Origin of the sequence: Pseudomonas sp. TH37, from assembly GCF_016650735.1 — a bacterium.
In the GTDB taxonomy this organism is placed as follows: domain Bacteria; phylum Pseudomonadota; class Gammaproteobacteria; order Pseudomonadales; family Pseudomonadaceae; genus Aquipseudomonas; species Aquipseudomonas farris.
In genome coordinates this window covers 81168-105295 of sequence record NZ_JAEKFD010000001.1, presented here as the reverse complement: position 1 = coordinate 105295, position 24128 = coordinate 81168, and the positions used below count along the sequence as shown (strand labels likewise).

Genomic DNA, 24128 nt, shown 5'->3' with positions numbered 1-24128 from the left:
TTCCCATGTAGGAGCTGCCGAAGGCTGCGATCTTTTGACTTTAGAGGGTTACAACACCGAAGCCGTTTCCGGTAGTTTCGGCTGGCGATACAGATCCAGCAGCACCTGATCCAGCACCGAGGAGGCGCCAAACGGTGCCTTGTCGTTGAGGATCGCCACCACCGCCCAGGTATTGCCATTGACGTCGCGGCTGTAGCCGGAAATGGCGCGCACAGTGTTCAGGGTACCGGTCTTGACGTGGGCTTCACCGCGCATCGCGGTGGTCTTCAGGCGTTTGCGCATGGTGCCGTCGGTGCCGGCGATTGGCATCGAGCTGATGAACTCGGCGGAATACGGGCTGCGCCAGGCGGCTTGCAGCATCGCGGCCATTTCACGGGCACTCACTCGCTCGGCACGGGACAGGCCGGAGCCGTTCTCCATCACCAGGTGCGGCGCAGTGATGCCTTTTCTCGCCAGCCACTGACGCACCACGCGCTGAGCCGCCTTGGCGTCGTCACCGTCGGCGTCTGTGCGGAACTTCTGGCCCAGGCTCAGGAACAACTGCTGAGCCATGGTGTTGTTACTGTATTTGTTGATGTCGCGAATGATTTCCGCCAGATCTGGCGAATAGGCCCGGGCCAGTACCTTGGCGTTGCTCGGCGTCGGTGCCAAACGATCCTGGCCCTGGATGCTGCCGCCCAATTCCTTCCAGATCGCTCGCACAGCGCCGGCGGTGTAGGTCGCGTGATCGAGCAGCGACAGGTAGGTCTGGGAGCTGCAACCTTCGCCCAACTGGCCACCGACGGTCACGGTGACGCTGCCATCAGCCTGGGGCACCGGGTTGTAACGTACGCCACCGGTGCATTGCTTGGAGTTGAGCGCCTTGACCTGATTGTCGATGCGGATGCTGGCAATCGGCGGCTCGACCGACACCAGGACCTTGCCCGAGTCGTTGCGGGCCACGAAGCGCAGGGCCTTGAGGTTGACCAGCAGCGCGTCGGGTTTGACCAGGAACGGTTTGTTCTCGTCATTGCCGTCGTCGTTGAATTCAGGCAGTTGCGGTTGCACGAAGAAGCCGCGGTCCAGCACCAGGTCGCCGGTGATCTGGGTCACGCCGTTGGCGCGCAAATCGCGCATCAGCAGCCAGAGTTTTTCCATGTTCAGCTTCGGATCGCCGCCACCCTTGAGGTAGAGGTTGCCGTTGAGGATGCCACCGCTGAGGGTGCCGTCGGTGTAGAACTCGGTTTTCCACTGGTGGTTCGGGCCGAGCATTTCCAGCGCGGCGTACGTGGTCACCAGCTTCATGGTCGAGGCCGGGTTAACCGAAACGTCAGCGTTATGAATGGTTGGGGTGCCCGGGCCATTGAGCGGGATCATCACCAGCGACAGGGCACTGTCCTGCAGCTTGCTGGCCTTGAGAGCCTTTTCGACGTTGGGCGACAGGGCGGTGTTGATCGAAGCGGCGGAAACGGGAAGGGCCAGGGGCAGAAGAAGGCTGGCCAGCAGCAATGGACGCAAAGATTTGATCATCTGAAATAAAACCCTACAGCCGAGGGGGAAAAAGACGAGGGCATGGAGATAAATTCCCTCAGCGGTCATGAAAGTGTCGGCATTATGCCCCAAGGTGCAACAGCTTGTGCCGTACCCCGGTCGTCTAATCCGCTATTTTTTTACCGACGGTAGGCGTAGCGCCGTTCTGAGACGGGCAATCGGCGCCTTAAACTGCTAAAGTGCGGCCCGTTATTACTTATGAGGATTGTTCCAATGGCGACTAACCGTTCCCAGCGTCTGCGCAAAAAACTGTGCGTCGATGAATTTCAAGAGCTGGGTTTCGAACTGAACCTGGATTTCAAAGAAGATTTGGCTGATGAAGCCATTGATGCTTTCCTCGACGCGTTCCTGAAAGAAGCCATGGAAGCCAACGGTCTGGGCTATGTTGGCGGCGACGACTTCGGTCTGGTGTGCCTGCAGAAGCGTGGCTCGGTTTCCGAAGAGCAGCGTGCTGCTGTTGAAGCCTGGCTCAAAGGCCGCAGCGAACTGACCGAAGCAACCGTCAGCCCGCTGATCGACGTCTGGTACCCGGAAAAGCCGATCAATCCGGTAGCTTGATGTTCTAAAAACGGCGCCCCAAGGGTCGCCGTTTTTTTTTGTGAAGATCAAAGGATCGCAGCCTCGTTTCACTCGACAGCTCCTACAGGGCAACGCATACGAAGGTAGGCGCTGTGTAGGAGCTGTCGAGTGAAACGAGGCTGCGATCTTTTAGCTTTTACGCCAGTTCAAGATCAGCAAGGTCAACACCCCCGCGACAATCCCCCAAAACGCCGAACCGATGGAAAACAGCGTCAACCCCGACGCCGTCACCATAAAGGTAATCAGCGCTGCTTCCCGTTCCTGCACTTGCGCCATGGCAATGCTCAACCCATTGATGATCGAGCCGAACAGCGCCAGCGCGGCAATCGACAGCACCAGCTCTTTAGGCAATGCGGCGAACAACGCTGCCAGCGTCGCGCCGAACACTCCGGCAATCCCGTAGAAAATCCCGCACCAGACGGCGGCCGTGTAGCGCTTGTTGCGATCCTCATGGGCATGCGGCCCGGTGCAGATAGCCGCGCTGATGGCGGCCAGGTTGATCCCATGGGAGCCGAACGGCGCCAACAGCAACGAGGCGATGCCGGTGGTGGTGATCAGTGGTGAGGCCGGCACGTTGTAGCCGTCGGCGCGCAGTACGGCGATGCCCGGCATGTTTTGCGAGGTCATCGCCACCACGAACAGCGGGATGCCGATGCTGATGGTCGCGGCCAGGGAGAAATGCGGCGTGGTCCAGACCGGCATCGCGACTTCCAGGTGGAAGCCACTGAAATCCAGCAAACCCATAAACCCCGACAACGCAGTGCCGATCAACAGCGCGGCCAGCACGGCGTAGCGCGGTGACAGGCGTTTAACCACCAGATACGTGAAGAACATCCCCAGGACCAGTGCAGTGCGGTGCTGGGCGGCGACGAAAATCTCGCTGCCGATCTTGAACAGAATCCCCGCCAGCAATGCCGCCGCCAATGAGGCCGGAATCTTTTTCATCAACCGTTCGAAACTGCCGGTCAGGCCGCAAATGGTCACCAGCACTGCGCAAGTGATGTAGGCGCCGATGGCCTCGCCGTAGCTGACACCGCCCAGGCTGGTGATCAGCAATGCCGCGCCGGGGGTCGACCAGGCGATGGTGATCGGCGTGCGATAGCGCAGGGACAAGCCGATCGAGCACACCGCCATGCCTATGGAGATCGCCCAGATCCACGACGAAATCTGCCCGCTAGTCAGCCCCGCCGCTTGCCCGGCCTGGAACATCAGCACCAGTGAGCTGGTGTAGCCGGTCATCATGGCGATGAACCCGGCGACGATGGCCGAGGGTGATGTGTCAGTCAGGGGGCGAAGCTGCGTGTGCGTGGCGTCGGTCATGACAGCGGTGTTCCTTATACATATGAAGATGTCCGAAGCGAAGTCTTCCAATGTAGGAGCTGTCGAGTGAAACGAGGCTGCGATCTTTTGATGTTGATTTTCCAAGATCAAAAGATCGCAGCCTCGTTTCACTCGACAGCTCCTACAGGATTCTGCGTTCAAGCCTAAACTGAAAAGTAACCGGTCGTTGCAATACAGCGAGGGCGACAAACAGCCGTACAGTCGTGTTGCCACCGTCCATTGTGTACAATCGCGGTGTTTTTTACGCGATACTTGCCAGCGACCCACTGTGCCGTATTACAGTCACGGTCAATTCGCCGCAGTTCTCCCGACTCGAGTGCCCATGAACGAACAGTTGCAACCCCTCAAGAAACAACCGCGAGCAGGCAAAGCCGGCCGCAGCGGTACCCAGGACGATATTGTCTACGCGCATATCTTCGAGGCCATCCTCGAACAGCGTCTGGCGCCCGGCACCAAGTTGAGCGAAGAAGCGCTGGGGGAAATTTTCGGGGTCAGCCGCACCATCATTCGCCGCGCGCTGTCGCGTCTGGCCCATGAAGGCGTGGTGTTGCTGCGACCGAATCGCGGCGCTGTCGTCGCCAGCCCGAGTGTGGAAGAGGCCCGTCAGGTATTTATGGCGCGGCGTCTGGTGGAGCGGGCGATCACTGAATTGGCGGTTCAGCACGCCACCGCCGAGCAACTTCTCGAACTGCGGCAGATGGTCAACGACGAGCGCGACAGCTTTTCCCGTGGGGATCGTGGTGCCGGTATCCGTCTGTCCGGCGAGTTCCATTTGAAGCTGGCCGAAGCAGCGAAAAATGCGCCGCTGATCAGCTTCCAGCGCAGCCTGGTGTCCCAGACTTCGTTGATCATCGCCCAGTACGAGAGCGGCAACCGTTCCCACTGTTCGTATGATGAACACACCCAGTTGATCGACGCGATCGAAGCGCGGGACGCGACGCTGGCGGTGGACCTGATGATGCACCACATGGACCACATCGACAGCAAACTCAACCTCGACGAAGAAAGCGCGTCGGATGATTTGCATGCGGTGTTTTCGCATTTGTTGCAGACCAAGAAGCCTGGGCGGCCGGTCGCGAAACTCTGATAGACCGAGTCGCGCCCATCGCGAGCAGGCTCGCTCCCACAGGGGAATGCATTTCAAATGTGGGAGCGAGCCTGCTCGCGATAGCGGTCTGACAGGCAATAAAAATCCCCCGGGCTGTACGGCTACGGGGGATTTTTTATGCTTGGAGAAAACTAGCGCTGATGCACCAGATTCCCCGCCGCATACGTCTGCAACACCGTCCGGTCATCCCCCAGCGTCATCAATACAAACAACGTCTCGGCAATGTTATTGGCCTGCTTCAGGCGATAGCTGAGCAGTGGCGTGGCGTTGTAGTCCAGCACCAGGAAGTCCGCGTCGGTGCCCGGTTGCAAGGTACCGATCTTGTCTTCCAGGCGCAGGGCGCGGGCGCCGCCGAGGGTGGCCAGGTACAGCGATTTGAACGGGCTCAGCCGCGCACCTTGCAGTTGCATGACTTTGTAGGCTTCGTTCAGGGTTTGCAGCAGCGAGAAACTGGTGCCGCCGCCGACGTCGGTACCGAGGCCGACATTGAGTTTGTGCTTCTCGGCCATCGGCAGATTGAACAGGCCGCTACCGAGGAACAGGTTCGAGGTCGGGCAGAACGCAATCGCTGAACCCGTCTGCGCCAGTCGCGCACATTCGTCGTCACACAGGTGCACGCCGTGGGCGAACACCGAGCGCTCACCGAGCAATTGGTAGTGATCGTAGACATCCAGGTAGCCCCTGCGCTCCGGGAACAGCGCCTTGACCCACTCGACTTCCTTGAGGTTTTCGCTGATGTGGGTCTGCATGTACAGATCCGGATATTCGCTGAGTAACTGGCCGGCGAGGGTCAGTTGTTCCGGGGTGCTGGTCGGGGCGAAGCGTGGGGTGACCGCATAGTGCAGGCGACCCTTGCCGTGCCAGCGCTCAATCAGCGCCTTGCTTTCGACGTAGCTCGATTCGGCGGTGTCGGTCAGGTAGTCCGGTGCGTTGCGGTCCATCATCACCTTGCCGGCGATCATCCGCAGGTCCAGCTGTTCGGCGGCCTCGAAGAACGAGTTCACCGATTGCGGATGTACGCTGCCGAACACCAGTGCAGTGGTGGTGCCGTTGCGCAGCAGTTCCTTGATGAAAATATCCGCGACTTCGTCAGCGTGGGCCTTGTCGGCGAACTGGCTTTCGCAAGGGAAGGTGTAGGTGTTCAGCCAGTCCAGAAGCTGTTCGCCATAGGCGCCGACCATGCCGGTTTGCGGCAGGTGGATGTGGGTGTCGATAAAGCCCGGGGTGATTAGTGCGTCCTGATAATGGGTGATCTCGATGTCGGCCGGCAGCGTGGGCAGCAATTCGCTGGCGTGGCCGATGGCGCTGATCTGGCCGTTATCGACCACCAGCAGGCCGTCTTCGAAATACTCGTACGAGGCTTCGATACCCACTTCGGCGGGATCGGCGATGCTGTGCAGGAGGGCGGCGCGGTAGGCTTTGCGAGTCAGAGGCATGTGAGTTCTCAATTAGTTCGAAGCTTTTCAGTTCAAAGCTTGGCTGCGGCGTGAAGCAGGCAGCAGTTTGGCGATCGATGATCCGGCGCTGGCGGTGTGCTGGCCGAAATTCGCGTTATAGGTGGCGATGATTTCGCCGGCGATGGAGATGGCGATTTCCACAGGCAACTTGCCTTTGACTTCGCCGATGCCCATCGGGCAACGCATGCGTTGCAGCACGCTGCTGTCGAAACCTCGATCACGCAGGCGGTGTTCGAACTTCACCCGTTTGGTCTTCGAACCAATCAGGCCGAAGTAGGCGAAGTCGTTGCGCTTGAGGATCGCGGCGGTGAGTTCGAGGTCGAGTTGGTGATTGTGGGTCATGACGATGCAGTAGCTGCCGGCGGGCAGGTCATCGACTTCATCCACCGGTTCTTCGGTGACGATTTTGCGTACGCCGTGGGGAATCTGTTCGGGAAACTCAGCTTCCCGTGAGTCGATCCAGCGCACCCGGCAGGGCAGGCTGGCGAGCAGCGGTACCAGCGCCCGACCGACGTGGCCGGCGCCGAATACGGCAATTTGCGCCTGGACCTGGCCCATCGGTTCGAACAGCAATACGGTCACGCCACCGCAGCACTGGCCCAGGCTGGCGCCGAGGCTGAAGCGCTCCAGATGGGTGTCCTGTCGGCCGCTGGCGAGCATCTCGCGGCCGATCTGCATGGCCTTGTATTCCAGATGCCCGCCACCGATGGTGTCGAACGTTTGCGTAGCGCTGATGACCATTTTCGAGCCGGCATTACGCGGCGTCGAGCCGAGCTCTTCGATGATGGTCACCAACACACAGGGTTCACCCCGGGTTTGCAGGTCGGCGAGGGCGTCGATCCAGTTGTACATGTTTTCACCCCTACAACATTGTTGTCTGTTCGGGCCTCATCGCGGGCAAGCCACGCTCCCACAAGGATTGCATCGTACCTGTGGGAGCTGGCTTGCCTGCGATGGCCGCAACGCGGTCTTAAAGCGAAGCCAACTCCGGCTCAGCTTCGGCAGCCTTGGCCACCTTCAACTGCCGCATCTGCTCGCAGCCCCACAACACCCGCTCCGGGGTCGCCGGTGCGTCGATTTTCGGTTGATGCTGGTAGTCGCCCAAACTGGCCACGGCGTCCTTGATCGCGCACCACGCGGCGATCCCGAGCATGAACGGCGGCTCACCCACGGCCTTGGAATGGAACACCGTGTCTTCCGGGTTCTTGCGGTTTTCCACCAGCTTCACCCGCAGGTCCAATGGCATGTCTGCCACCGCCGGGATCTTGTAGCTGGCCGGGCCGTTGGTCATCAGTTTGCCTTTGTTGTTCCACACCAGTTCTTCCATGGTCAGCCAACCCATGCCCTGGATGAAACCACCCTCGACCTGACCGATATCGATCGCCGGGTTCAACGAGTCGCCGACATCGTGAAGGATGTCGGTGCGCAGCATCTTGTACTCGCCGGTCAGGGTGTCGACGATCACCTCGGCGCAGGCCGCACCGAAGGCGTAGTAGTAGAACGGCCGACCCCGCGCCTGGCTGCGGTCGTAGTAGATTTTCGGCGTCTTGTAGAAGCCGGTACTCGACAGCGAAACCTGAGCGAAATACGCCTGCTGGATAAGCGATTCGAAGGTCAGGATATGATCGCGAACCCGCACGTGACCGTTGTGGAATTCCACGTCTTCTTCGCTGACCTTGTATTGCCGCGCGGCGAATTCCACCAGGCGTTTCTTGATGATTTCCGCCGCGTTTTGCGCCGCTTTACCATTGAGGTCGGCGCCGCTCGAAGCGGCGGTTGGCGAAGTGTTCGGGACCTTGTCGGTGTTGGTCGCGGTGATCTGCACACGGTCCATTTCCACCTGGAACACTTCAGCCACGACTTGCGCAACCTTGGTGTTCAGACCCTGACCCATTTCGGTGCCGCCGTGGTTCAGGTGGATGCTGCCGTCGGTGTAGATGTGGATCAGTGCACCGGCCTGATTGAGGAAGCTGGCGGTGAAGGAAATACCGAATTTCACCGGAGTCAGCGCCAGGCCTTTTTTCAGGATCGGGCTGTTGGCGTTGTAGCGACGAATCGCTTCGCGACGCTCGGCGTACTGGCTGCTGGCTTCCAGTTCAGCAGTCATTTCCTCGAGCATGTTGTGCTCGACGGTCTGGTAGTAATGGGTGATGTTGCGCTCGGTCTTGCCGTAGTAGTTGGCCTTGCGCACCGCCAGTGGATCGAGGCCCAGATGGCGGGCAATCGCGTCCATCACTTCTTCGATGGCGACCATGCCTTGCGGGCCGCCGAAGCCACGGTAAGCGGTGTTCGACGCGGTGTTGGTCTTGCAGCGGTGACCGTTGATGGTCGCGTCGCCCAGGTAGTACGAGTTGTCGGCATGGAACATCGCACGGTCGACAATCGATGCCGACAAATCCGGTGAGCAACCGCAGTTGCCGGCCAGTTCCAGCGCAATGCCATGCAGGCGGCCGGTGCTGTCGAAGCCCACGTCGTACTCGACGTAGAACGGGTGGCGCTTGCCGGTCATCAGCATGTCTTCGACACGCGGCAGGCGCATTTTGGTCGGCTGACCGGTCAGGTGCGCAATCACCGCGCACAGGCATGCCGGGCTTGCCGCTTGAGTTTCCTTGCCGCCGAAACCACCACCCATGCGGCGCATGTCGACGACGATTTTGTTCATCGACACGTCCAGCACTTCCGCCACCAGTTTCTGCACTTCGGTGGGGTTCTGGGTCGAGCAGTAAACGATCATGCCGCCGTCTTCAGTCGGCATCACCGAAGAGATCTGGGTTTCCAGATAAAAGTGTTCCTGGCCGCCGATGTGCAGTGTGCCTTGAATGCGATGCTCTGCAGTAGAAAGCGCAGTGGCCGAATCGCCGCGCTGATGCGTGTGGCTGTCGAGCACAAAGTGGCGTTTGCGCAGGGCTTCGACCACGTCCAGAACCGGTTCCAGATCTTCGTATTCGATGATTGCAGCCATGGCTGCTTTGCGCGCGGTTTCCAGGTCTTTCGCCGCCACGGCGAGTACCGGTTGACCGACGAATTGCACGTCATCGATGGCGAGCAACGGGTCGCCCGGCAACAGTGGGCCGATGTCTTTCAGGCCCGGCACATCTTCGTGGGTGATGGCGATGCGCACGCCCTCGAAGGCATAGCAGGGCTTGGTGTCGATGCTGACGATTTTCGCGTGGGCGCGGTCCGACAGCCGTGCGTAAACGTGCAGCTGATTGGGAAATTCCAGCCGATCGTCGATGTACTGCGCTTCACCGGACACATGCTTGTCGGCGCTGTCGTGCTTGACGCTGCGGCCGACTCCGGTGGTCAGGTCCTTGGCGAACAATTCAGCCAGTTCGGCTTGGGTCTTCTCTACAGCGTGATGATTAGACATAAGCGGTCACCCGAGTCTCGATGTGCGGTGTTTGCAGTTCGATGAAGTATTTACGCAGCAGGTTCTGCGCGCTGAGGAGGCGGTATTCCTTGCTGGCGCGGAAGTCCGAGAGTGGCGTGAAGTCTTCGGCCAATGCAGCGCAGGCGCGTTCGAGGGTGGCGTTGTTGAACGGCGCACCCAGCAGGGCGGCTTCGCAGTTTTTGGCGCGTTTTGGAATGGCCGCCATGCCGCCGAAAGCAACGCGGGCGTCGGCGATCACGCCAGTGTCGATGCGCAGGTTGAACGCGGCACAAACGGCGGAAATGTCATCGTCCAGACGCTTGGACACCTTGTAGGCGCGGAACAGCTGTTCAACGCTGGCGCGCGGCACGATGATCTTTTCGATGAACTCGCTTTCCTGACGCGCGGTGACCCGGTAATCAATGAAGTAATCTTCCAGTGCCATGGTGCGGCGGGCTTCGCCTTTGCACAGGACGATCTGCGCGCCGAGGGCGATCAGTAGTGGTGGCGAGTCACCGATCGGCGAGGCGTTGCCGATGTTGCCGCCGAGGGTGCCCTGGTTGCGGATCTGCAAGGAGGCAAAGCGCTGCAGCAACTCACCGAAGTCCGGGTACTCGGCCTTCAACGCGTCGTAGCAGTCGGAGAGGGCGGTGGCGGCGCCGATTTCCAGACGATCGTCGAAGCGTTCGATGCGTTTCATTTCAGCGACGTTGCCGACGTAGATCATCACCGGCAAGGTGCGGTGGAACTGGGTGACTTCCAGCGCCAGATCGGTGCCGCCGGCCAGCAGGCGGGCCTGTGGATAAGCGTCGTAGAGGTCGGCCAGATCGGCCACGGTCAACGGCACCAGACAGCGTTTGTCGCCACTGTTGAGTTCACCGATGTCGGTGGGCGCGATGGCTTTCAGGCGAGCGATGGTGTCCGCTTCGCGAGCATCGAATTGGTCGGGTTGTTTGCCGCAGCAAGATTGCTCGGCAGCGGCCAGGATCGGCCGATAACCGGTGCAACGGCAGAGGTTGCCGGCCAGGGCTTCATGGGCTTTATGAGAATCGGGTGCGTCGCTATTCTTTTGCAGTGCGAACAGCGACATCACGAAGCCCGGCGTGCAGAAACCGCATTGCGAGCCGTGGCACTCAACCATGGCTTTTTGCACGCTGTGCAGCTCGCCTTGGTACTTGAGGTCTTCGACGCTGATCAGTTGCTTGCCGTGCAAGGAGGAGACGAACGTCAGGCACGAGTTGAGGCTGCGATAGCGAATATGTTCGCGGCCATCGTCGTCCGTCTGCAACTCGCCGACCACCACGGTGCAGGCGCCACAGTCGCCGCTGGCGCAGCCTTCTTTGGTGCCGGGTTTGCCCACATGTTCGCGCAGGTAATTGAGCACGGTCAGGTTCGGGTCCAGGGCGTGCTCGCTACGGAGTTCCTGGTTTAGTAAAAACTGGATCACGGAAGGCCTCGCAAACTCATTATTGTTGTTAACCGACATGAGCCGAATTTATCAGGTCTGACTTTTCGGTCAATGATTTTCTGACTTAAAGGTCAGGAAATAGCGTTTTGTCGATCAACGACTCGTTCCTTCATTATTGACCCTCACGGGATAGCTTGCCTTTTGCTTGAATCGTGCCAAAAACCGCTGGGTGGGCACTCCGCCATGACCCATCAATTGCGCTACACTGCGCCGCTTGTGCAGATCGAAGAGTTTGAAGGACAACCATGACGTTCAAGGCGCCGGACAGCCTCGCCGAGCAAATCGCTCACCACCTCGCCGAACGTATCATTCGCGGCGAAATGAAGCCTGGGGAGCGCATTCAGGAACAGAAGGTCACGCTGGCGCTCAATGTCAGCCGCGGTTCCGTCCGTGAGGCCTTGCTGATTCTCGAGCGCCGTCACTTGATCGCGATTTTGCCGCGACGTGGCGCCCACGTGACCGAACTCACGGCGCACAAGGTGCAGAGCCTGTGCACGCTGATGAGCGAGTTGTACATTCTGCTCGGCAACGCCGTGGCCAGCGGCTGGCAAGTCCAGGCCGACATGGCGCCGTTCGTGCAGATCCAGCAGCGCCTGACCGACAGCTACGAACGCCAGGACATCCGCACGTTCGTCGACGACAGCTTCAGTGTGATGCGCGCCGCCTATCCGTTCGCCAACAACCCGTACTTGCAGGAAACCGTCGAGAATCTGCAACCGGCCATGAGCCGCGCGTATTTCCTTGCGCTGGATCAGCGCAAGGCCTCGATGAGCGAGTTCCTCGAGCTGTTCGAACGCTTGCTCGCTGCCGTGCTGGCTCGTGACTTTCCTCAGATCCGCGTGGTGCTGACGGCGTATGCCCAGCGCAGCTGCGATCTGGTGGTCTCTGCCCTGACGGTCGCTTAAGCGTGCGGCTCAAGTGCATCAAACTGGCGGGGTTCAAATCCTTCGTCGACCCGACCACGGTGAACTTCCCCAGTAACATGGCGGCAGTGGTCGGCCCCAATGGTTGCGGCAAGTCGAACATCATCGACGCCGTGCGTTGGGTGATGGGCGAGAGCTCGGCCAAGAACTTGCGCGGCGAGTCGATGACCGACGTCATCTTCAACGGCTCGACCAGCCGTAAACCGGTGAGCCAGGCCAGCATTGAGCTGGTGTTCGATAACTCCGACGGTACCCTGCTTGGCGAATGGGCTGCCTATGCGGAGATTTCCATTCGCCGCAAAGTGACCCGCGACAGCCAGACCACCTACTACCTCAACGGCACCAAATGCCGTCGCCGCGATATCACCGACATCTTTTTGGGTACCGGCCTCGGCCCGCGCAGCTATTCGATTATCGAGCAGGGGATGATCTCCAAGCTGATCGAGTCCAAGCCCGAAGACCTGCGCAATTTCATCGAAGAAGCCGCCGGTATTTCCAAGTACAAGGAACGTCGACGCGAGACTGAAAACCGTATCCGCCGTACCCACGAAAACCTTGCCCGCCTGACCGACCTGCGCGAAGAGCTCGAGCGTCAGCTTGAACGCTTGCACCGCCAGGCCGAGGCCGCCAAGAAGTATCAGGAATACAAAGGCGAAGAGCGCCAGCTCAAGGCCCAGCTGTCGGCCCTGCGCTGGCAGGCATTGAACGAACAGGTCGGCCAGCGCGAGTCGATCATCGGCACTCAGGAGGTCACCTTCGAAGCCCTGGTGGCCGAGCAACGTAATGCCGACGCGGCCATCGAACGCCTGCGTGACGGTCATCACGATCTCTCCGAACGCTTCAATCTGGTGCAGGGGCGTTTTTATTCGGTCGGCGGTGATATCGCCCGGGTCGAACAGAGCATCCAGCACGGTCAGCAGCGTTTGCGTCAGTTGCAGGACGACCTGAAGGAAGCCGAGCGCGCGCGGCTGGAAACCGAGTCTCACTTGGGCCACGACCGCACCTTGCTGCTGACCTTGGGCGAAGAGCTGGACATGCTCACGCCGGAACAGGAAGTCACTAGCGCCGCTGCCGAAGAAGCTGCTGCCGCGCTCGAAGAATCCGAAACCACCATGCACGGCTGGCAGGAGCAGTGGGACACCTTCAACCTCACCGCCGCCGAGCCACGCCGTCAGTCTGAAGTTCAGCAGTCGCGGATCCAGCAGCTGGAAACCAGCATGGAACGTTTGGCCGATCGCCAGAAACGTCTTGGTGAAGAGCGTGCGTTGCTGTCGGCGGATCCGGAAGACGCGGCGATCATGGAACTCAGCGAGCAGTTGGCCGCGTCCGAGGCCACGCTCGAAGACTTGCAAGCCAGTGAGGAGGCTCAGGTCGAGCGCCTCGAGCAACTGCGTCAGGAGCTGCAGCAAGCGCTCTCGGCGCAGCAGCAAGCCCAAGGTGATTTACAGCGGCTCAACGGTCGACTGGCGTCGTTGGAAGCCTTGCAGCAAGCCGCGCTCGATCCAGGCACCGGCACTGCCGAATGGCTGCGCGAACAGCATCTGGCGGATCGTCCGCGTCTGGCCGAAGGCCTGAAGGTCGAGGCCGGTTGGGAGCTGGCGGTGGAAACCGTGCTCGGCGCCGACCTGCAAGCGGTGCTGGTGGATGACTTCGGTGATTTCGATCTGGCCGGGTTTGCCCAAGGCGATTTGCGCCTGCTCAGCCCGGCCACCGATGGCGTGCGCATGCCTGGCAGTTTGCTCGACAAGGTCGAGGCGCAGATTGATTTGTCGCCATGGCTGGGGCAGGTCAAACCGGTCGACAGCCTTGAGCAGGCCTTGGCCTTGCGCGGGCAATTGGCCGCCGGGCAAAGCCTGATCAGCCGGGACGGTTACTGGGTCGGTCGACACTTTTTGCGTGTGCGCCGGGCCAGCGAAGCGGAAAGCGGTGTACTCGCCCGTGGCCAGGAAATCCAGCGCTTGGGGCTTGAACGCGAAGAGCGCGAAGCCACGGTCGAAACCCTGGAAACCCAACTTCAAAATCTCAGGGCGCAACAGCGTCAGCAGGAAAACGGTCGCGAACATTTGCGCCGTCTGCTGCAAGACGAAGCCCGTCAGCAAGGCGAATTGAAAGCCCAGTTGTCCGCCGGCAAAGCCAAGGTCGAGCAGTTGACCCTGCGCCGCACCCGTCTCGATGAAGAACTCACCGAGCTGAGCGAACAGCGCGCCCTGGAACACGAAAACATCGGCGAAGCGCGCCTGCAATTGCAGGAAGCCCTCGACAGCATGGCGCTGGACACCGAGCAGCGTGAGTTGCTGTTGGCCCAGCGCGACAGCCTGCGCGAACGCCTCGACCGGGTGCGTCAGGAAGCCCGGCAGCACAAGGATCATGCGCATCAATTGGCGGTGCGCCTCGGTTCGCTGAAGGCGCAACACGATTCCACTCGTCAGGCCCTTGAGCGGCTGGAAATGCAGTCCGAGCGCCTGACCGAGAAGCGCGAACAGTTGAGCCTCAACCTCGAAGAGGGCGAGGCGCCGCTGGAAGAGCTGCGGTTGAAACTCGAAGAGCTGCTCGACAAGCGCATGACCGTCGACGAAGAACTCAAGACCGCGCAAATCGCCATGGAAGACGCCGACCGCGAACTGCGCGACGCCGAAAAGCGCCGCACTCAGGCCGAGCAGCAATCCCAGTTGATTCGCAGCCAGCTCGAACAGCAGCGCATGGAATGGCAAGCGCTGACGGTGCGGCGCAAGACTTTGCAGGATCAATTGCTCGAGGACGGCTACGATCTCAACGGCGTGCTTGCCACGCTGCTGGCCGGAGCCAACGAGAAAGACGCCGAAGAAGAAATCGAGCGCATCGCCGCTCGAATTCAGCGCCTCGGCGCGATCAACCTCGCGGCCATCGACGAGTACCAGCAACAATCCGAGCGCAAACGTTATCTGGATGCGCAGAACGACGATTTGGTGGAAGCGCTGGATACGCTCGAGAACGTGATTCGCAAGATCGACAAGGAAACCCGAAACCGCTTCAAAGATACCTTTGATCAGATCAATGGTGGTTTACAGGCCCTTTTCCCAAAAGTTTTCGGTGGAGGACGCGCGTATTTGGAACTGACGGGCGAAGATCTACTCGATACAGGGGTAACGATCATGGCGCAGCCGCCAGGAAAGAAGAACAGCACCATCCATTTGCTCTCCGGTGGCGAAAAAGCCCTGACCGCATTGGCCCTGGTTTTTGCCATCTTCAAGTTGAATCCGGCGCCGTTCTGCATGCTCGATGAGGTTGACGCGCCATTGGATGACGCTAACGTTGGACGCTACGCACGGCTGGTCAAAGAGATGTCGCAGACGGTGCAGTTCATCTACATCACCCACAACAAGATCGCCATGGAAATGGCCGATCAATTGATGGGGGTGACGATGCACGAACCCGGTTGCTCGCGTCTGGTGGCAGTGGATGTGGAGGAGGCGATGGCAATGGTGGATGCCTGAATCATTGCTTGTAGGGCAGGTATTTTTGAGCTGTAGGGCTTTTTACTTGCCTTGACTTGCTGGCCAATCGACATAATTCGCGCAAGCCACTGTGACAGACGGTGTAAAGTTGCCTTTGGTCGTGCTAGTTTAATGTCAATTTTTCGTATACGTGGGCAAAACGCCTGTCAGAACATAGAGTTGGCGCCACGTTTTAAAGCGGTTTACACAATGTAAACCCCTTATTTTTCAGCATTTTTTATAGAGGCACGGGATTACATGGAAATCGGTCTGCGCGAGTGGCTGATCGTCATCGGCATTATTGTCATTGCCGGTATTCTTTTCGATGGCTGGCGTCGCATGCGCGGCGGCAAGGGAAAACTGAAATTCCGTCTTGACCGAAGTTTGTCCAATTTGCCGGACGAGGACACCAGCGCCGAGCTGTTGGGCCCGCCCCGCGTGCTGGATAACCACAAAGAACCGCAACTGGACGAGCATGATCTGCCGTCGGTGAGCATGCCTGCCCGTGAACCCCGCGAGTCGGGTTCCAAGCGCGGCAAGCGTGGCCATGGCGAGCCATCGCAAGGCGACTTGAACCTCAACCTGGACCTGGACGGCGGCCCGAGCTTCAACAGCCGTGACGATTTCCCGGATGACACCAAGCCCGCCAGCTCGACCGAGAAAGATCAGCCGCAAGCCGAAGAAGTGCTGGTGATCAGCGTGATCTGCCGCGACCCGGCCGGCTTCAAGGGTCCGGCGCTGTTGCAGAACATTCTGGAAAGCGGTCTGCGTTTCGGCGAGATGGACATTTTCCACCGTCACGAAAGCATGGCCGGTAACGGCGAAGTCCTGTTCTCCATGGCCAACGCGGTCAAGCCGGGCGTCTTCGATCTGGATGACATCGATCATTTCAGCACCCCGGCAGTGAGCTTCTTCCTCGGTCTGCCAGGCCCGCGTCATCCGAAGCAAGCCTTCGACGTGATGGTGGCTGCGGCACGCAAACTGTCCCAGGAGCTGAACGGCGAACTGAAAGACGACCAGCGCAGCGTGCTGACCGCCCAAACGATTGAGCACTACCGTCAGCGCATCGTCGAGTTCGAGCGTCGCGCTTTGACCCAGAAGCGTTAAAGTCAAAAGATCGCAGCCTCGTTTCACTCGACAGCTCCTACAGGGTTCGCGATTTTCTGTAGGAGCTGTCGAGTGAAACGAGGCTGCGATCTCTTGATCTTGATGAGATGAGATAGAGCAGCCTCGGCTGCTCTTTTGCTTTATGAGAGAACACCCATGACCGCCGCCAAAAACCGCATTCTAGAGCTGCGTGCCGAGCTCGATCAGCACAACTATCGCTACCACGTGCTGGACGAGCCCAGCATTCCGGACGTCGAATACGATCGCCTGTTCCACGAGCTCAAGGCCCTCGAAGCGGCCCATCCCGAATTGATCACCAGTGACTCGCCGACCCAGCGTGTCGGCAGCGCGGCGCTGTCGGCGTTTACCCAAGTGCGTCATGAAGTGCCGATGCTCAGCCTGGGCAACGCCTTCGAAGAAACCGACATGCGCGAATTCGATCGCCGGGTGACGGAAGGGCTGGATCTGCCGGTCGGCGACTTGTTTGGCAGTGGCGCAGCGGTTGAGTACAGCTGCGAACCCAAGCTCGATGGCCTGGCGGTCAGTCTGCTGTACCAGGATGGCGTGCTGGTGCGCGGCGCGACCCGCGGCGATGGCACCACTGGCGAAGACATCAGCGTCAACGTGCGCACCGTGCGCAATATTCCGCTCAAGCTGCATGGCACCGGCTGGCCGGCGACCCTGGAAGTGCGTGGCGAAGTGTTCATGTCCAAGGCCGGTTTCGAACGGCTCAACGCCACGCAACTGGAAGTGGGCGGCAAGACCTTCGCCAACCCGCGTAACGCGGCAGCGGGCAGTTTGCGGCAGCTGGATTCGAAGATCACCGCCAACCGTCCGCTGGAATTCTGCTGCTACGGCATCGGCCAGATTTCGGCCGATATTGCCGACACACACATTGGCAATCTGCAGCAACTCAAAGCCTGGGGAATGCCGATCAGTCATGAGCTGAAACTGGCGCACGGCATCGAAGAATGCCTGGATTACTACCGCGACATCGGTGAGCGTCGCAATGCGCTCCAGTATGAAATCGACGGCGTGGTGTTCAAGGTCAACAGCATTGCTTCCCAGCGTGAACTGGGTTTCCGCGCTCGCGAACCGCGTTGGGCGATTGCTCACAAATTCCCGGCGATGGAAGAACTCACCGAACTGCTCGATGTGGAATTCCAGGTAGGCCGTACCGGTGCCGTGACGCCGGTGGCACGCTTGAAGCCGGTCAGGGTCGCGGGTGTCACCGTGGCCAATGCGACCTTGCACAACATGGATGAAGTTGCGCGACTGGGCCTGATGATCGGCGACACCGTGATCATTCGTCGCGCCGGCGATGTGATTCCGCAAGTGGTGCAAGTGGTCACCGAGCGCCGTCCGGAGAATGCCCGGGCGGTGCAGATTCCCGAGCAGTGCCCGGTCTGCGGCTCCCATGTCGAGCGCACGCAACTGGTCAAGCGCAGCAAGGGCCGCGAGACCATCAGCGAAGGCGCGGTGTATCGCTGCGTCGGGCGTCTGGCCTGTGGTGCGCAACTCAAGCAAGCGATCATTCACTTCGTTTCGCGCCGCGCCATGGACATTGAAGGTCTGGGCGAGAAGAGCGTCGAGCAACTGGTGGACGAAGGCCTGGTGAGTTCGCCGGCCGATCTCTACGCCCTGACGTTCGAGCAGATCGTCGACCTGGAAGGCTTTGCCGAACTGTCGAGCAAGAACCTGCTCGGCGCTATTCAAGACAGCAAGCAGCCGAGCCTGGCGCGGTTCATCTACGCCTTAGGCATTCCCGATGTCGGCGAAGAGACGGCCAAGGTCCTCGCACGTTCTCTCGGCTCTCTGGAGCGGGTTCAGCAGGCGTTGCCGCAAGTACTCACGTACTTGCCGGATGTCGGGCTGGAAGTGGCTCACGAGATTCACAGCTTCTTTGAAGACACGCATAACCAGCAGGTGATCAAGGATCTGCTCAAGCACGGCCTGCAGATTCAGGATCAGGGCGAGCTGGGTGCCGAATTTGCCGCCAGTACCACGTTGGGCGGTTTCCTCGACAAGTTGCACATTCCGTCGGTCGGGCCGGGCGGGGCGCAGAAGCTTGCGGACAAGTTCGGCTCGCTCGAAGCGGTGATGAGTGCTGATTGGCTGGACATGCGTCAGGCATTGCCGGAGAAGCAGGCGACTTCGGTTCGCGAGTTCTTTGCGGGGACCGAAAATCGTCAACTCGCCGAGGCCGCCGAAAAGCAGCTGCGTGATTTCGGCATGCATTGGCAGAGCGAGAAAAAGGTCGTCGAAGGGTTGCCGCTGGCCGGGCAGACTTGGGTGCTGACCGGTTCGCTGGAGCTGATGAGTCGCGATGTCGCCAAGGACAAACTTGAAAGCCTCGGCGCCAAGGTGGCCGGTTCCGTGTCGGCCAAGACCCATTGCGTGGTCGCCGGCCCGGGCGCGGGATCGAAGCTGGCCAAGGCCAATGAGCTGGGGTTGAAGGTGCTGGATGAAGAGGCGTTTGTGGCTCGCCTGAAGGAATACAACATCTCGATCTAGCGCGGGACCTGTGGCGAGGGAGCTTGCTCCCGTTCGGCGGCGAAGCCGTCGCAAGACCTGCTTGCACGGTATGTCTGACAAATCGCGGTTGCCGGTTCTGGGGCCGCTACGCAGCCCAACGGGAGCAAGCTCCCTCGCCACAAAGAACGCGGAACGATCACGGTACAAGAATGATCTAGTCTTGGCAGGCCCCAGGGAGAGATCGCCATGTACCGCTTCTTCGAACAGCTCAGTTCACGCATCGCCGCGCCCTTCATGGGTGAGCGTTTGCGCAACAGCAAGGTCTGGCATTGCCGTTGCGGGCAGTCGCTGTTCTTTCGCAACAGTCAGTGCCTGGCCTGTTCGGCAGCGCTGGGCTATCAGCCGCAGCAGAGTCGCTTGTCTTCGCTGCAACCCGGCCCGCAAGCGGATACCTGGTTGCTCGACGCCGATCCTGACGCGGGGGTGTTCCGCCGCTGCGCCAATCTCGACTCTCCAGCCGCATGCAACTGGCTGCTGCCGGCCAATGATCACGATGCGTTATGCATTGCGTGTAGCCTGAATCGCACCATCCCTGACCTGTCGATCCCCGAGAACCACGAGCGCTGGCGCAAAGTGGAAATCGCCAAGCGTCGTCTGGTGGCGCAGTTGATCAGCCTGGGCTTGTCGGTCATTCCGAAATCCATGGACGAAGACATCGGTCTGGCCTTCGACTTCATCGGTATCGACCTCGAAGGCAAGCCGCCGACCACCGGGCATGCCAACGGTCTGATCACCCTCGATATCAAGGAAGCCGACGACGCCCATCGCGAGCAAGTTCGCGTGCAGATGCACGAACCTTATCGCACGCTGCTCGGGCACTTTCGTCACGAGGTAGGGCATTACTACTGGGACCGCTTGGTCGCCAACAGTCATTGGCTGGAACCGTTCCGCGATCTGTTTGGTGACGAGCAAACAAGCTACGCCGAGGCCCTTGAGCGGCATTATCAGCAAGGCGCACCGCTCGACTGGCAGCAACATTACGTCAGCGCCTACGCGACCATGCACCCTTGGGAAGACTGGGCCGAAACCTGGGCTCACTACCTGCACATGATGGATGCAGTGGACACCGCCCTGGGTTTTGGCATGAGTGCGCAGGAAATGGATTTCGACTACCAGCCGTTTCCGCCGAGCACGCTATTCGACCCGCAGCACCCCGGAGGCCCGGCGTTCCTGTCGTTCGTCAACGCATGGATCGAGCTGGCCGGCATGCTCAACGAACTGTCACGCAGCATGGGCCAACCGGATTTCTATCCGTTCGTCCTGCCGCCGGCGGTGATTGCCAAGCTGCACTTCATTCATCTGGTGATCCAGCAAGAGGGCGGCAGGGCGGATGAGGTGTTGGCGCAATAGGATCAAAAGATCGCAGCCTTGTAGCAGCTGGCGCAGCCTGCGTTCGGCTGCGCAGCAGTCGTGAAGTCAGGCAGCCCGGTTTTTACATAAGCCGCGAACACCGGGTTTACGACCGCTTCGCAGCCGAACGCAGGCTGCGCCAGCTGCTACAGGTCGCATTGTTTCAGGGTCAGCGCATGTCCTTGACGCAGCTCATATTTTTTAATCCACCCGAACGGTTGTAACTTCGTCTCAGATAGGTACAATGGCGCGGCTCGCCGTCAGGTGAGCGTCGTTATGGTGACCCCATCGGTCCCCCCGCAACGATTACCCGTGAACCTGGTCAGACCCGGAAGGGAGCAGCCACAGCGGGAACATTGTGTGCCGGGGTGTGGCTGGTGGGGTTGCCTCCATAACGCAACACGAACGCTCTTTCGTGTTTTCTATCTAAAAATTCTGTTTTGTCCCCTGCCATGGAGCTCATCCAGGGCGGTGTTTCGTCGTTTCCGAATTAAAGTACGGGATATAAAAAGGAGGCCGATCTGTCGCATTCGACAGATCGGCCTCTTTTTTTCATTTACTGGCACTAGGCTTGGACAAGGCCTGGTCAACCGCTGCGATCAGCTTTCCCAGATCCTTCGGGGTGGCTTTGTGTATGACGCTGAACAGGTACGCCCGCTGTTCATCTTCGTCTTCCAGATCTGCGAAAAAGGCTTTCAGCTTCACGCCCAGCACGTCGGCAAGCAAAAACAATGCTTCCACGCTGGGGGTGTAGGTGCCGGTTTCGAAACGGCTGATGGTTTTGGGGTCAAAACCGGTTTTTTCGCCGAGTTCAGCCTGAGTAAGCCCTGCGACCTTACGGTAGCGTCGGATGGCTGGACCCAAACTTGAAATTTGCATCGCTCAATTCCCATTTAGAATCAAGAACTTAACGATAGATTTTTGCATTAGGCAACTGCATGATCCATCACCTTGCTTTGCAAAATGTGATGCATTTCGTAGAATCGCCGCTTCGAAGGGTTATTGGGTGATCTGCTTTCTGAAGTTTAGGCGATATGAAAAAGCCAGCATTGCGTTCCCTGCCGGGTATGCACAGAGGCCGCTGACGGTCTGAAACCTCGCGAAATATTACCAGAGTCGGTGTTGCTACTTTGCCCTGGATCTTCGGCGGTCCGGGGCCATCAAATGCTGTTCATGGAGTGATAACGTGTCTCTGCGCAGTACGTCTCAAAACACCTCTTCCGGGCATCCTGTGCTGGTCGAGCGGTACCACCGCTAGCGACAGTGAGCCTGACTCATGGATGAGAAATACCGCAGGGCCGTGGATGCAGCCGCCATTTTTTCCGAGACCGATCTGAACGGCCGGATTACCTATGTCAACGATCAATTCTGCGCCGTGTCCGGCTACAGCCGTGAGGAACTGCTGGGGCAAAACCATCGCCTGCTGAACTCCGGCCTGCATTCCGCCGACTTCTTCGCCGCCATGTGGCGCACCATCGCCCTGGGTAATATCTGGAAGGGCGAAATCTGTAATCGCGCCAAGGATGGCAGCCTGTATTGGGTCGACAGCACCATGGTGCCGGTGCTCGATGATTCCACCGGGCGCATTCACCGATACCTGTCGATTCGGTTCGACATCAGCGAAAAACGCCAACTCCTGCAATCCTTGCAATGGCGGGTCGGGCACGACGTGCTGACCGGGCTGCCCAATCGCGCGTTCCTGTCGGATTTACTGGATCAGGCGCTGGAATTCTCCCGGCATGAAAATATTCCGTTGGCGGTGTGCATGCTTGACCTCGACGGGTTCAAGGCGGTCAACGACGGTTACGGTCACGCCAGTGGCGATATGTTGCTGGTGGAAGTGGCCAAGCGTTTGCGCGACATTGTGCGCGGCGAAGACGTGGTGGCCCGACTGGCCGGTGACGAGTTCGTGCTGGTGCTGCGTTATGTGCGTGATCTGCAGGAGTTGCGCGCGGCGCTGAATCGCGTGTTGGGGGCGATTTCGGCGCCTTACACACTGCATGGCAAGGACATCAATGTGTTCGCCAGTATCGGCGTCACCCTGTTTCCCCACGATAACGAAGATGCCGAAACCCTGCTGCGTCATGCCGATCAGGCGATGTATGTGGCCAAGCAGAGCGGGCGAAACCGCTTTCATCTATTCGATGTCTCTCGGGATCAGGAGGTCAAGGCCACGCACCAGACCGTCGAGCGGGTGCGTCAGGCGCTGGTCGCCGGTGAGTTACGCCTGCATTTTCAGCCCAAGGTGAACATGCGCCGCGGCGTGGTCGTCGGTTTCGAGGCGTTGTTGCGTTGGGAGCACCCGCAAAACGGCATGGTGCCACCCCGGGAGTTTTTGCCGCTGGTGGAGGACACCGACCTGATCATCGATATCGGCGAATGGGTGATGGATCAGGTTTTGTCGCAGTTGCACCGTTGGCAGCAAGCGGGGCAGGGCTGGCCGATCAGTATCAATATCGCGGCGCGACATTTTCAGCGCGCCGATTTTGTCGACCGGCTCAGGCAGGTCCTCGCTCGACATGCCCAAGTCGCCCCGCAGATGCTCGATCTGGAAATCGTCGAGTCAGTGGCGATCGAGAATATCCAGCATGTCAGTGCCTGTTTGCAGGCCTGTCAGGCGTTGGGGGTGCAGTTCTCGTTGGGTGACTTTGGCACGGGTTACTCGTCCCTGAGTTACCTCAAGCGTTTACGTACCCAAACCATCAAAATCGATAAGTCGTTCGTGCGTGACATTCTGAATGATCACGACGACCTGGCTCTGACCACGGCGGTGATTGGCCTGGCCCGTGCGTTCGGCCGGCAGGTGATTGCCGAGGGGCTGGAAAGCGTTGAGCACGGTGAATTGCTGTTGCGGCTGGGATGCGAAGTCGCTCAAGGCTATTTCATCGCCCGCCCGATGCCTCCCGGTGAGGTGCCTGGCTGGGTGGCAGGGTTTGTCGCCCCGTCGCAATGGCAGACGCTCGGCCAGACAGCCTGAGACATCATGCAGCTGCTACTGGTTGGCAGCAGGGTTACCGGTATAGAGCCGGATAATGTCATCAATCTCCCCGGACGTTTTCATTTGCAGCAACGTGTCCAGAATGCGTTGCACAGGCACCTTGGGGTCGTTGCGCACGTAGCAGCCGACGGTTTGTTCGTGTACCAGCGCTACGCTTTGCAGTTGTCGGTCGGGTAGCAGGCGCTGGTTGAACCAGTCCAGGGTCCATTGGCTGCTCACGGCATATCGGTAGCGTCCGGCCAGGAGTTTATCCAGCACCTGTTCCTGATTGCGCGCGTCATCGCGGTGCAGGCGGTCGGCGTCGAACAGCGGTTGCAGGGTCGGGTAGCTATAGCCGAGCACTGTGCCGATCGACTGCTGCGGCAGCTCTGCCGGGTTGACCGTGTCGGGTGAGCCTCGCCGGCCAATCAGCAAGTCGCGCTGAACCAGCAGTGGAACGCTCCAGATATAGTTGCCGGACAGGTTCGGCAACCAGGATTTTGAGATATAACAGCGCACATCGACTTCGCCGTGTTCCATGGCGTTTTGCACCCGTGCCCGAGGCAAGACATGAAATTGCGCCGGCATGCCGACCTGTGTCGCCAGGCTGAGCATGATGTCGTGCAGAATGCCCTGGGTCGGTCGGCCGCCGCGCTCCATCTGCGCCATGGGCATGGCCCAGCTGTCGGACACGACAAAGCGCAACGGCGCCTCGGCGGCTGAGACGTTCAGGCTGACCAACAGCAGTGCCCCCAAGGCAAAACGCATAAACGCTCCGGTACGGCTCAAACCTGAGCCAATAAAAGCCCCTTAAAGTGCAGCTTAGCCAGAATAGACGAGCGCACCGGATGCAATTTTGGCCTTGCTCCGCTAGCATTAGCCGCTTCTGTTCCTTCGTTGCGACGGTTTT

16 protein-coding genes and 1 other RNA gene are annotated in these 24128 nt (G+C 59.6%); 9 read left to right on the top strand and 8 right to left on the bottom strand.

Annotated features, from left to right (window positions below):
• Positions 1 to 48 precede the first annotated feature (48 nt).
• Positions 49 to 1509, bottom strand: a complete 1461-nt coding sequence (dacB, locus tag JFU11_RS00440; protein ID WP_123720840.1) for a D-alanyl-D-alanine carboxypeptidase/D-alanyl-D-alanine-endopeptidase — start codon at positions 1507 to 1509, stop codon at positions 49 to 51.
• A gap of 234 nt (positions 1510 to 1743) precedes the next feature.
• Here dacB and JFU11_RS00435 point away from each other — a divergent pair, with 234 nt between their 5' ends.
• Positions 1744 to 2088 carry a YggL family protein gene (locus tag JFU11_RS00435; RefSeq protein WP_007896965.1) on the top strand — a complete coding sequence of 115 codons (345 nt, stop codon included), beginning with the start codon at positions 1744 to 1746 and terminating at the stop codon, positions 2086 to 2088.
• Positions 2089 to 2238: 150 nt separating this feature from the next.
• Here the strand turns inward: JFU11_RS00435 and JFU11_RS00430 are convergent, their stop codons facing one another.
• Positions 2239 to 3429, bottom strand: a complete 1191-nt coding sequence (locus JFU11_RS00430; RefSeq protein ID WP_201059285.1) for a benzoate/H(+) symporter BenE family transporter — start codon at positions 3427 to 3429, stop codon at positions 2239 to 2241.
• A 343-nt stretch (positions 3430 to 3772) separates the two neighbouring features.
• On the opposite strand from JFU11_RS00430, the gene JFU11_RS00425 reads away from it, so the two are divergent.
• Positions 3773 to 4537: a GntR family transcriptional regulator gene (locus tag JFU11_RS00425; RefSeq protein ID WP_052965420.1), complete on the top strand. Its 765-nt coding sequence runs from the start codon at positions 3773 to 3775 to the stop codon at positions 4535 to 4537.
• Between the two features lie 152 nt (positions 4538 to 4689).
• Here JFU11_RS00425 and guaD read toward each other — a convergent pair whose 3' ends face one another.
• The 4 genes from guaD to xdhA all read right to left on the bottom strand — a co-directional run bounded on the left by guaD (position 4690) and on the right by xdhA (position 10832).
• On the bottom strand, positions 4690 to 5994 hold the full coding sequence (gene guaD, locus JFU11_RS00420) for a guanine deaminase (protein ID WP_123720842.1): 1305 nt from the start codon (positions 5992 to 5994) through the stop codon (positions 4690 to 4692).
• Positions 5995 to 6021: 27 nt separating this feature from the next.
• Positions 6022 to 6867: a xanthine dehydrogenase accessory protein XdhC gene (gene xdhC, locus JFU11_RS00415; RefSeq protein ID WP_123360034.1), complete on the bottom strand. Its 846-nt coding sequence runs from the start codon at positions 6865 to 6867 to the stop codon at positions 6022 to 6024.
• A 118-nt stretch (positions 6868 to 6985) separates the two neighbouring features.
• Complete coding sequence (gene xdhB / locus JFU11_RS00410; protein WP_201059284.1) at positions 6986 to 9385, bottom strand: xanthine dehydrogenase molybdopterin binding subunit; 2400 nt, start codon at positions 9383 to 9385, stop codon at positions 6986 to 6988.
• The gene (gene xdhA, locus JFU11_RS00405; RefSeq protein ID WP_201059282.1) at positions 9378 to 10832 is read right to left on the bottom strand and encodes a xanthine dehydrogenase small subunit; all 1455 of its coding nucleotides are present in this window, start codon (positions 10830 to 10832) and stop codon (positions 9378 to 9380) included. The genes xdhB and xdhA overlap by 8 nt, the downstream gene beginning before the upstream one ends.
• 266 nt (positions 10833 to 11098) lie before the next feature.
• Here xdhA and JFU11_RS00400 point away from each other — a divergent pair, with 266 nt between their 5' ends.
• From JFU11_RS00400 to ffs, 6 genes are all read left to right on the top strand, one after another.
• Entirely contained in the window at positions 11099 to 11758 is a 660-nt protein-coding gene (locus JFU11_RS00400) for a GntR family transcriptional regulator (protein WP_123720845.1), read from the top strand.
• A 2-nt stretch (positions 11759 to 11760) separates the two neighbouring features.
• On the top strand, positions 11761 to 15249 hold the full coding sequence (smc, locus tag JFU11_RS00395; protein ID WP_123720846.1) for a chromosome segregation protein SMC: 3489 nt from the start codon (positions 11761 to 11763) through the stop codon (positions 15247 to 15249).
• 258 nt (positions 15250 to 15507) lie between these two features.
• Complete coding sequence (zipA, locus tag JFU11_RS00390; protein ID WP_123720847.1) at positions 15508 to 16356, top strand: cell division protein ZipA; 849 nt, start codon at positions 15508 to 15510, stop codon at positions 16354 to 16356.
• Between the two features lie 156 nt (positions 16357 to 16512).
• A complete protein-coding gene (gene ligA, locus JFU11_RS00385) occupies positions 16513 to 18870 on the top strand; it encodes an NAD-dependent DNA ligase LigA (RefSeq protein WP_123720848.1) in 2358 nt (785 codons plus the stop codon).
• Positions 18871 to 19077: 207 nt separating this feature from the next.
• Positions 19078 to 20241 carry a putative zinc-binding metallopeptidase gene (locus JFU11_RS00380; RefSeq protein ID WP_201059280.1) on the top strand — a complete coding sequence of 388 codons (1164 nt, stop codon included), beginning with the start codon at positions 19078 to 19080 and terminating at the stop codon, positions 20239 to 20241.
• 286 nt (positions 20242 to 20527) lie between these two features.
• Positions 20528 to 20624: signal recognition particle sRNA small type (gene ffs / locus JFU11_RS00375), an RNA gene on the top strand.
• Between the two features lie 169 nt (positions 20625 to 20793).
• Here ffs and JFU11_RS00370 read toward each other — a convergent pair.
• Positions 20794 to 21120: a helix-turn-helix transcriptional regulator gene (locus JFU11_RS00370; protein WP_007905395.1), complete on the bottom strand. Its 327-nt coding sequence runs from the start codon at positions 21118 to 21120 to the stop codon at positions 20794 to 20796.
• Positions 21121 to 21517: 397 nt separating this feature from the next.
• Between JFU11_RS00370 and JFU11_RS00365 the strand changes: the two genes are divergently transcribed.
• The gene (locus tag JFU11_RS00365; RefSeq protein ID WP_123720850.1) at positions 21518 to 23218 is read left to right on the top strand and encodes a GGDEF and EAL domain-containing protein; all 1701 of its coding nucleotides are present in this window, start codon (positions 21518 to 21520) and stop codon (positions 23216 to 23218) included.
• Between the two features lie 15 nt (positions 23219 to 23233).
• Here the strand turns inward: JFU11_RS00365 and JFU11_RS00360 are convergent, their stop codons facing one another.
• A complete protein-coding gene (locus tag JFU11_RS00360) occupies positions 23234 to 23986 on the bottom strand; it encodes a transporter substrate-binding domain-containing protein (RefSeq protein WP_123720851.1) in 753 nt (250 codons plus the stop codon).
• Positions 23987 to 24128 lie beyond the last annotated feature (142 nt).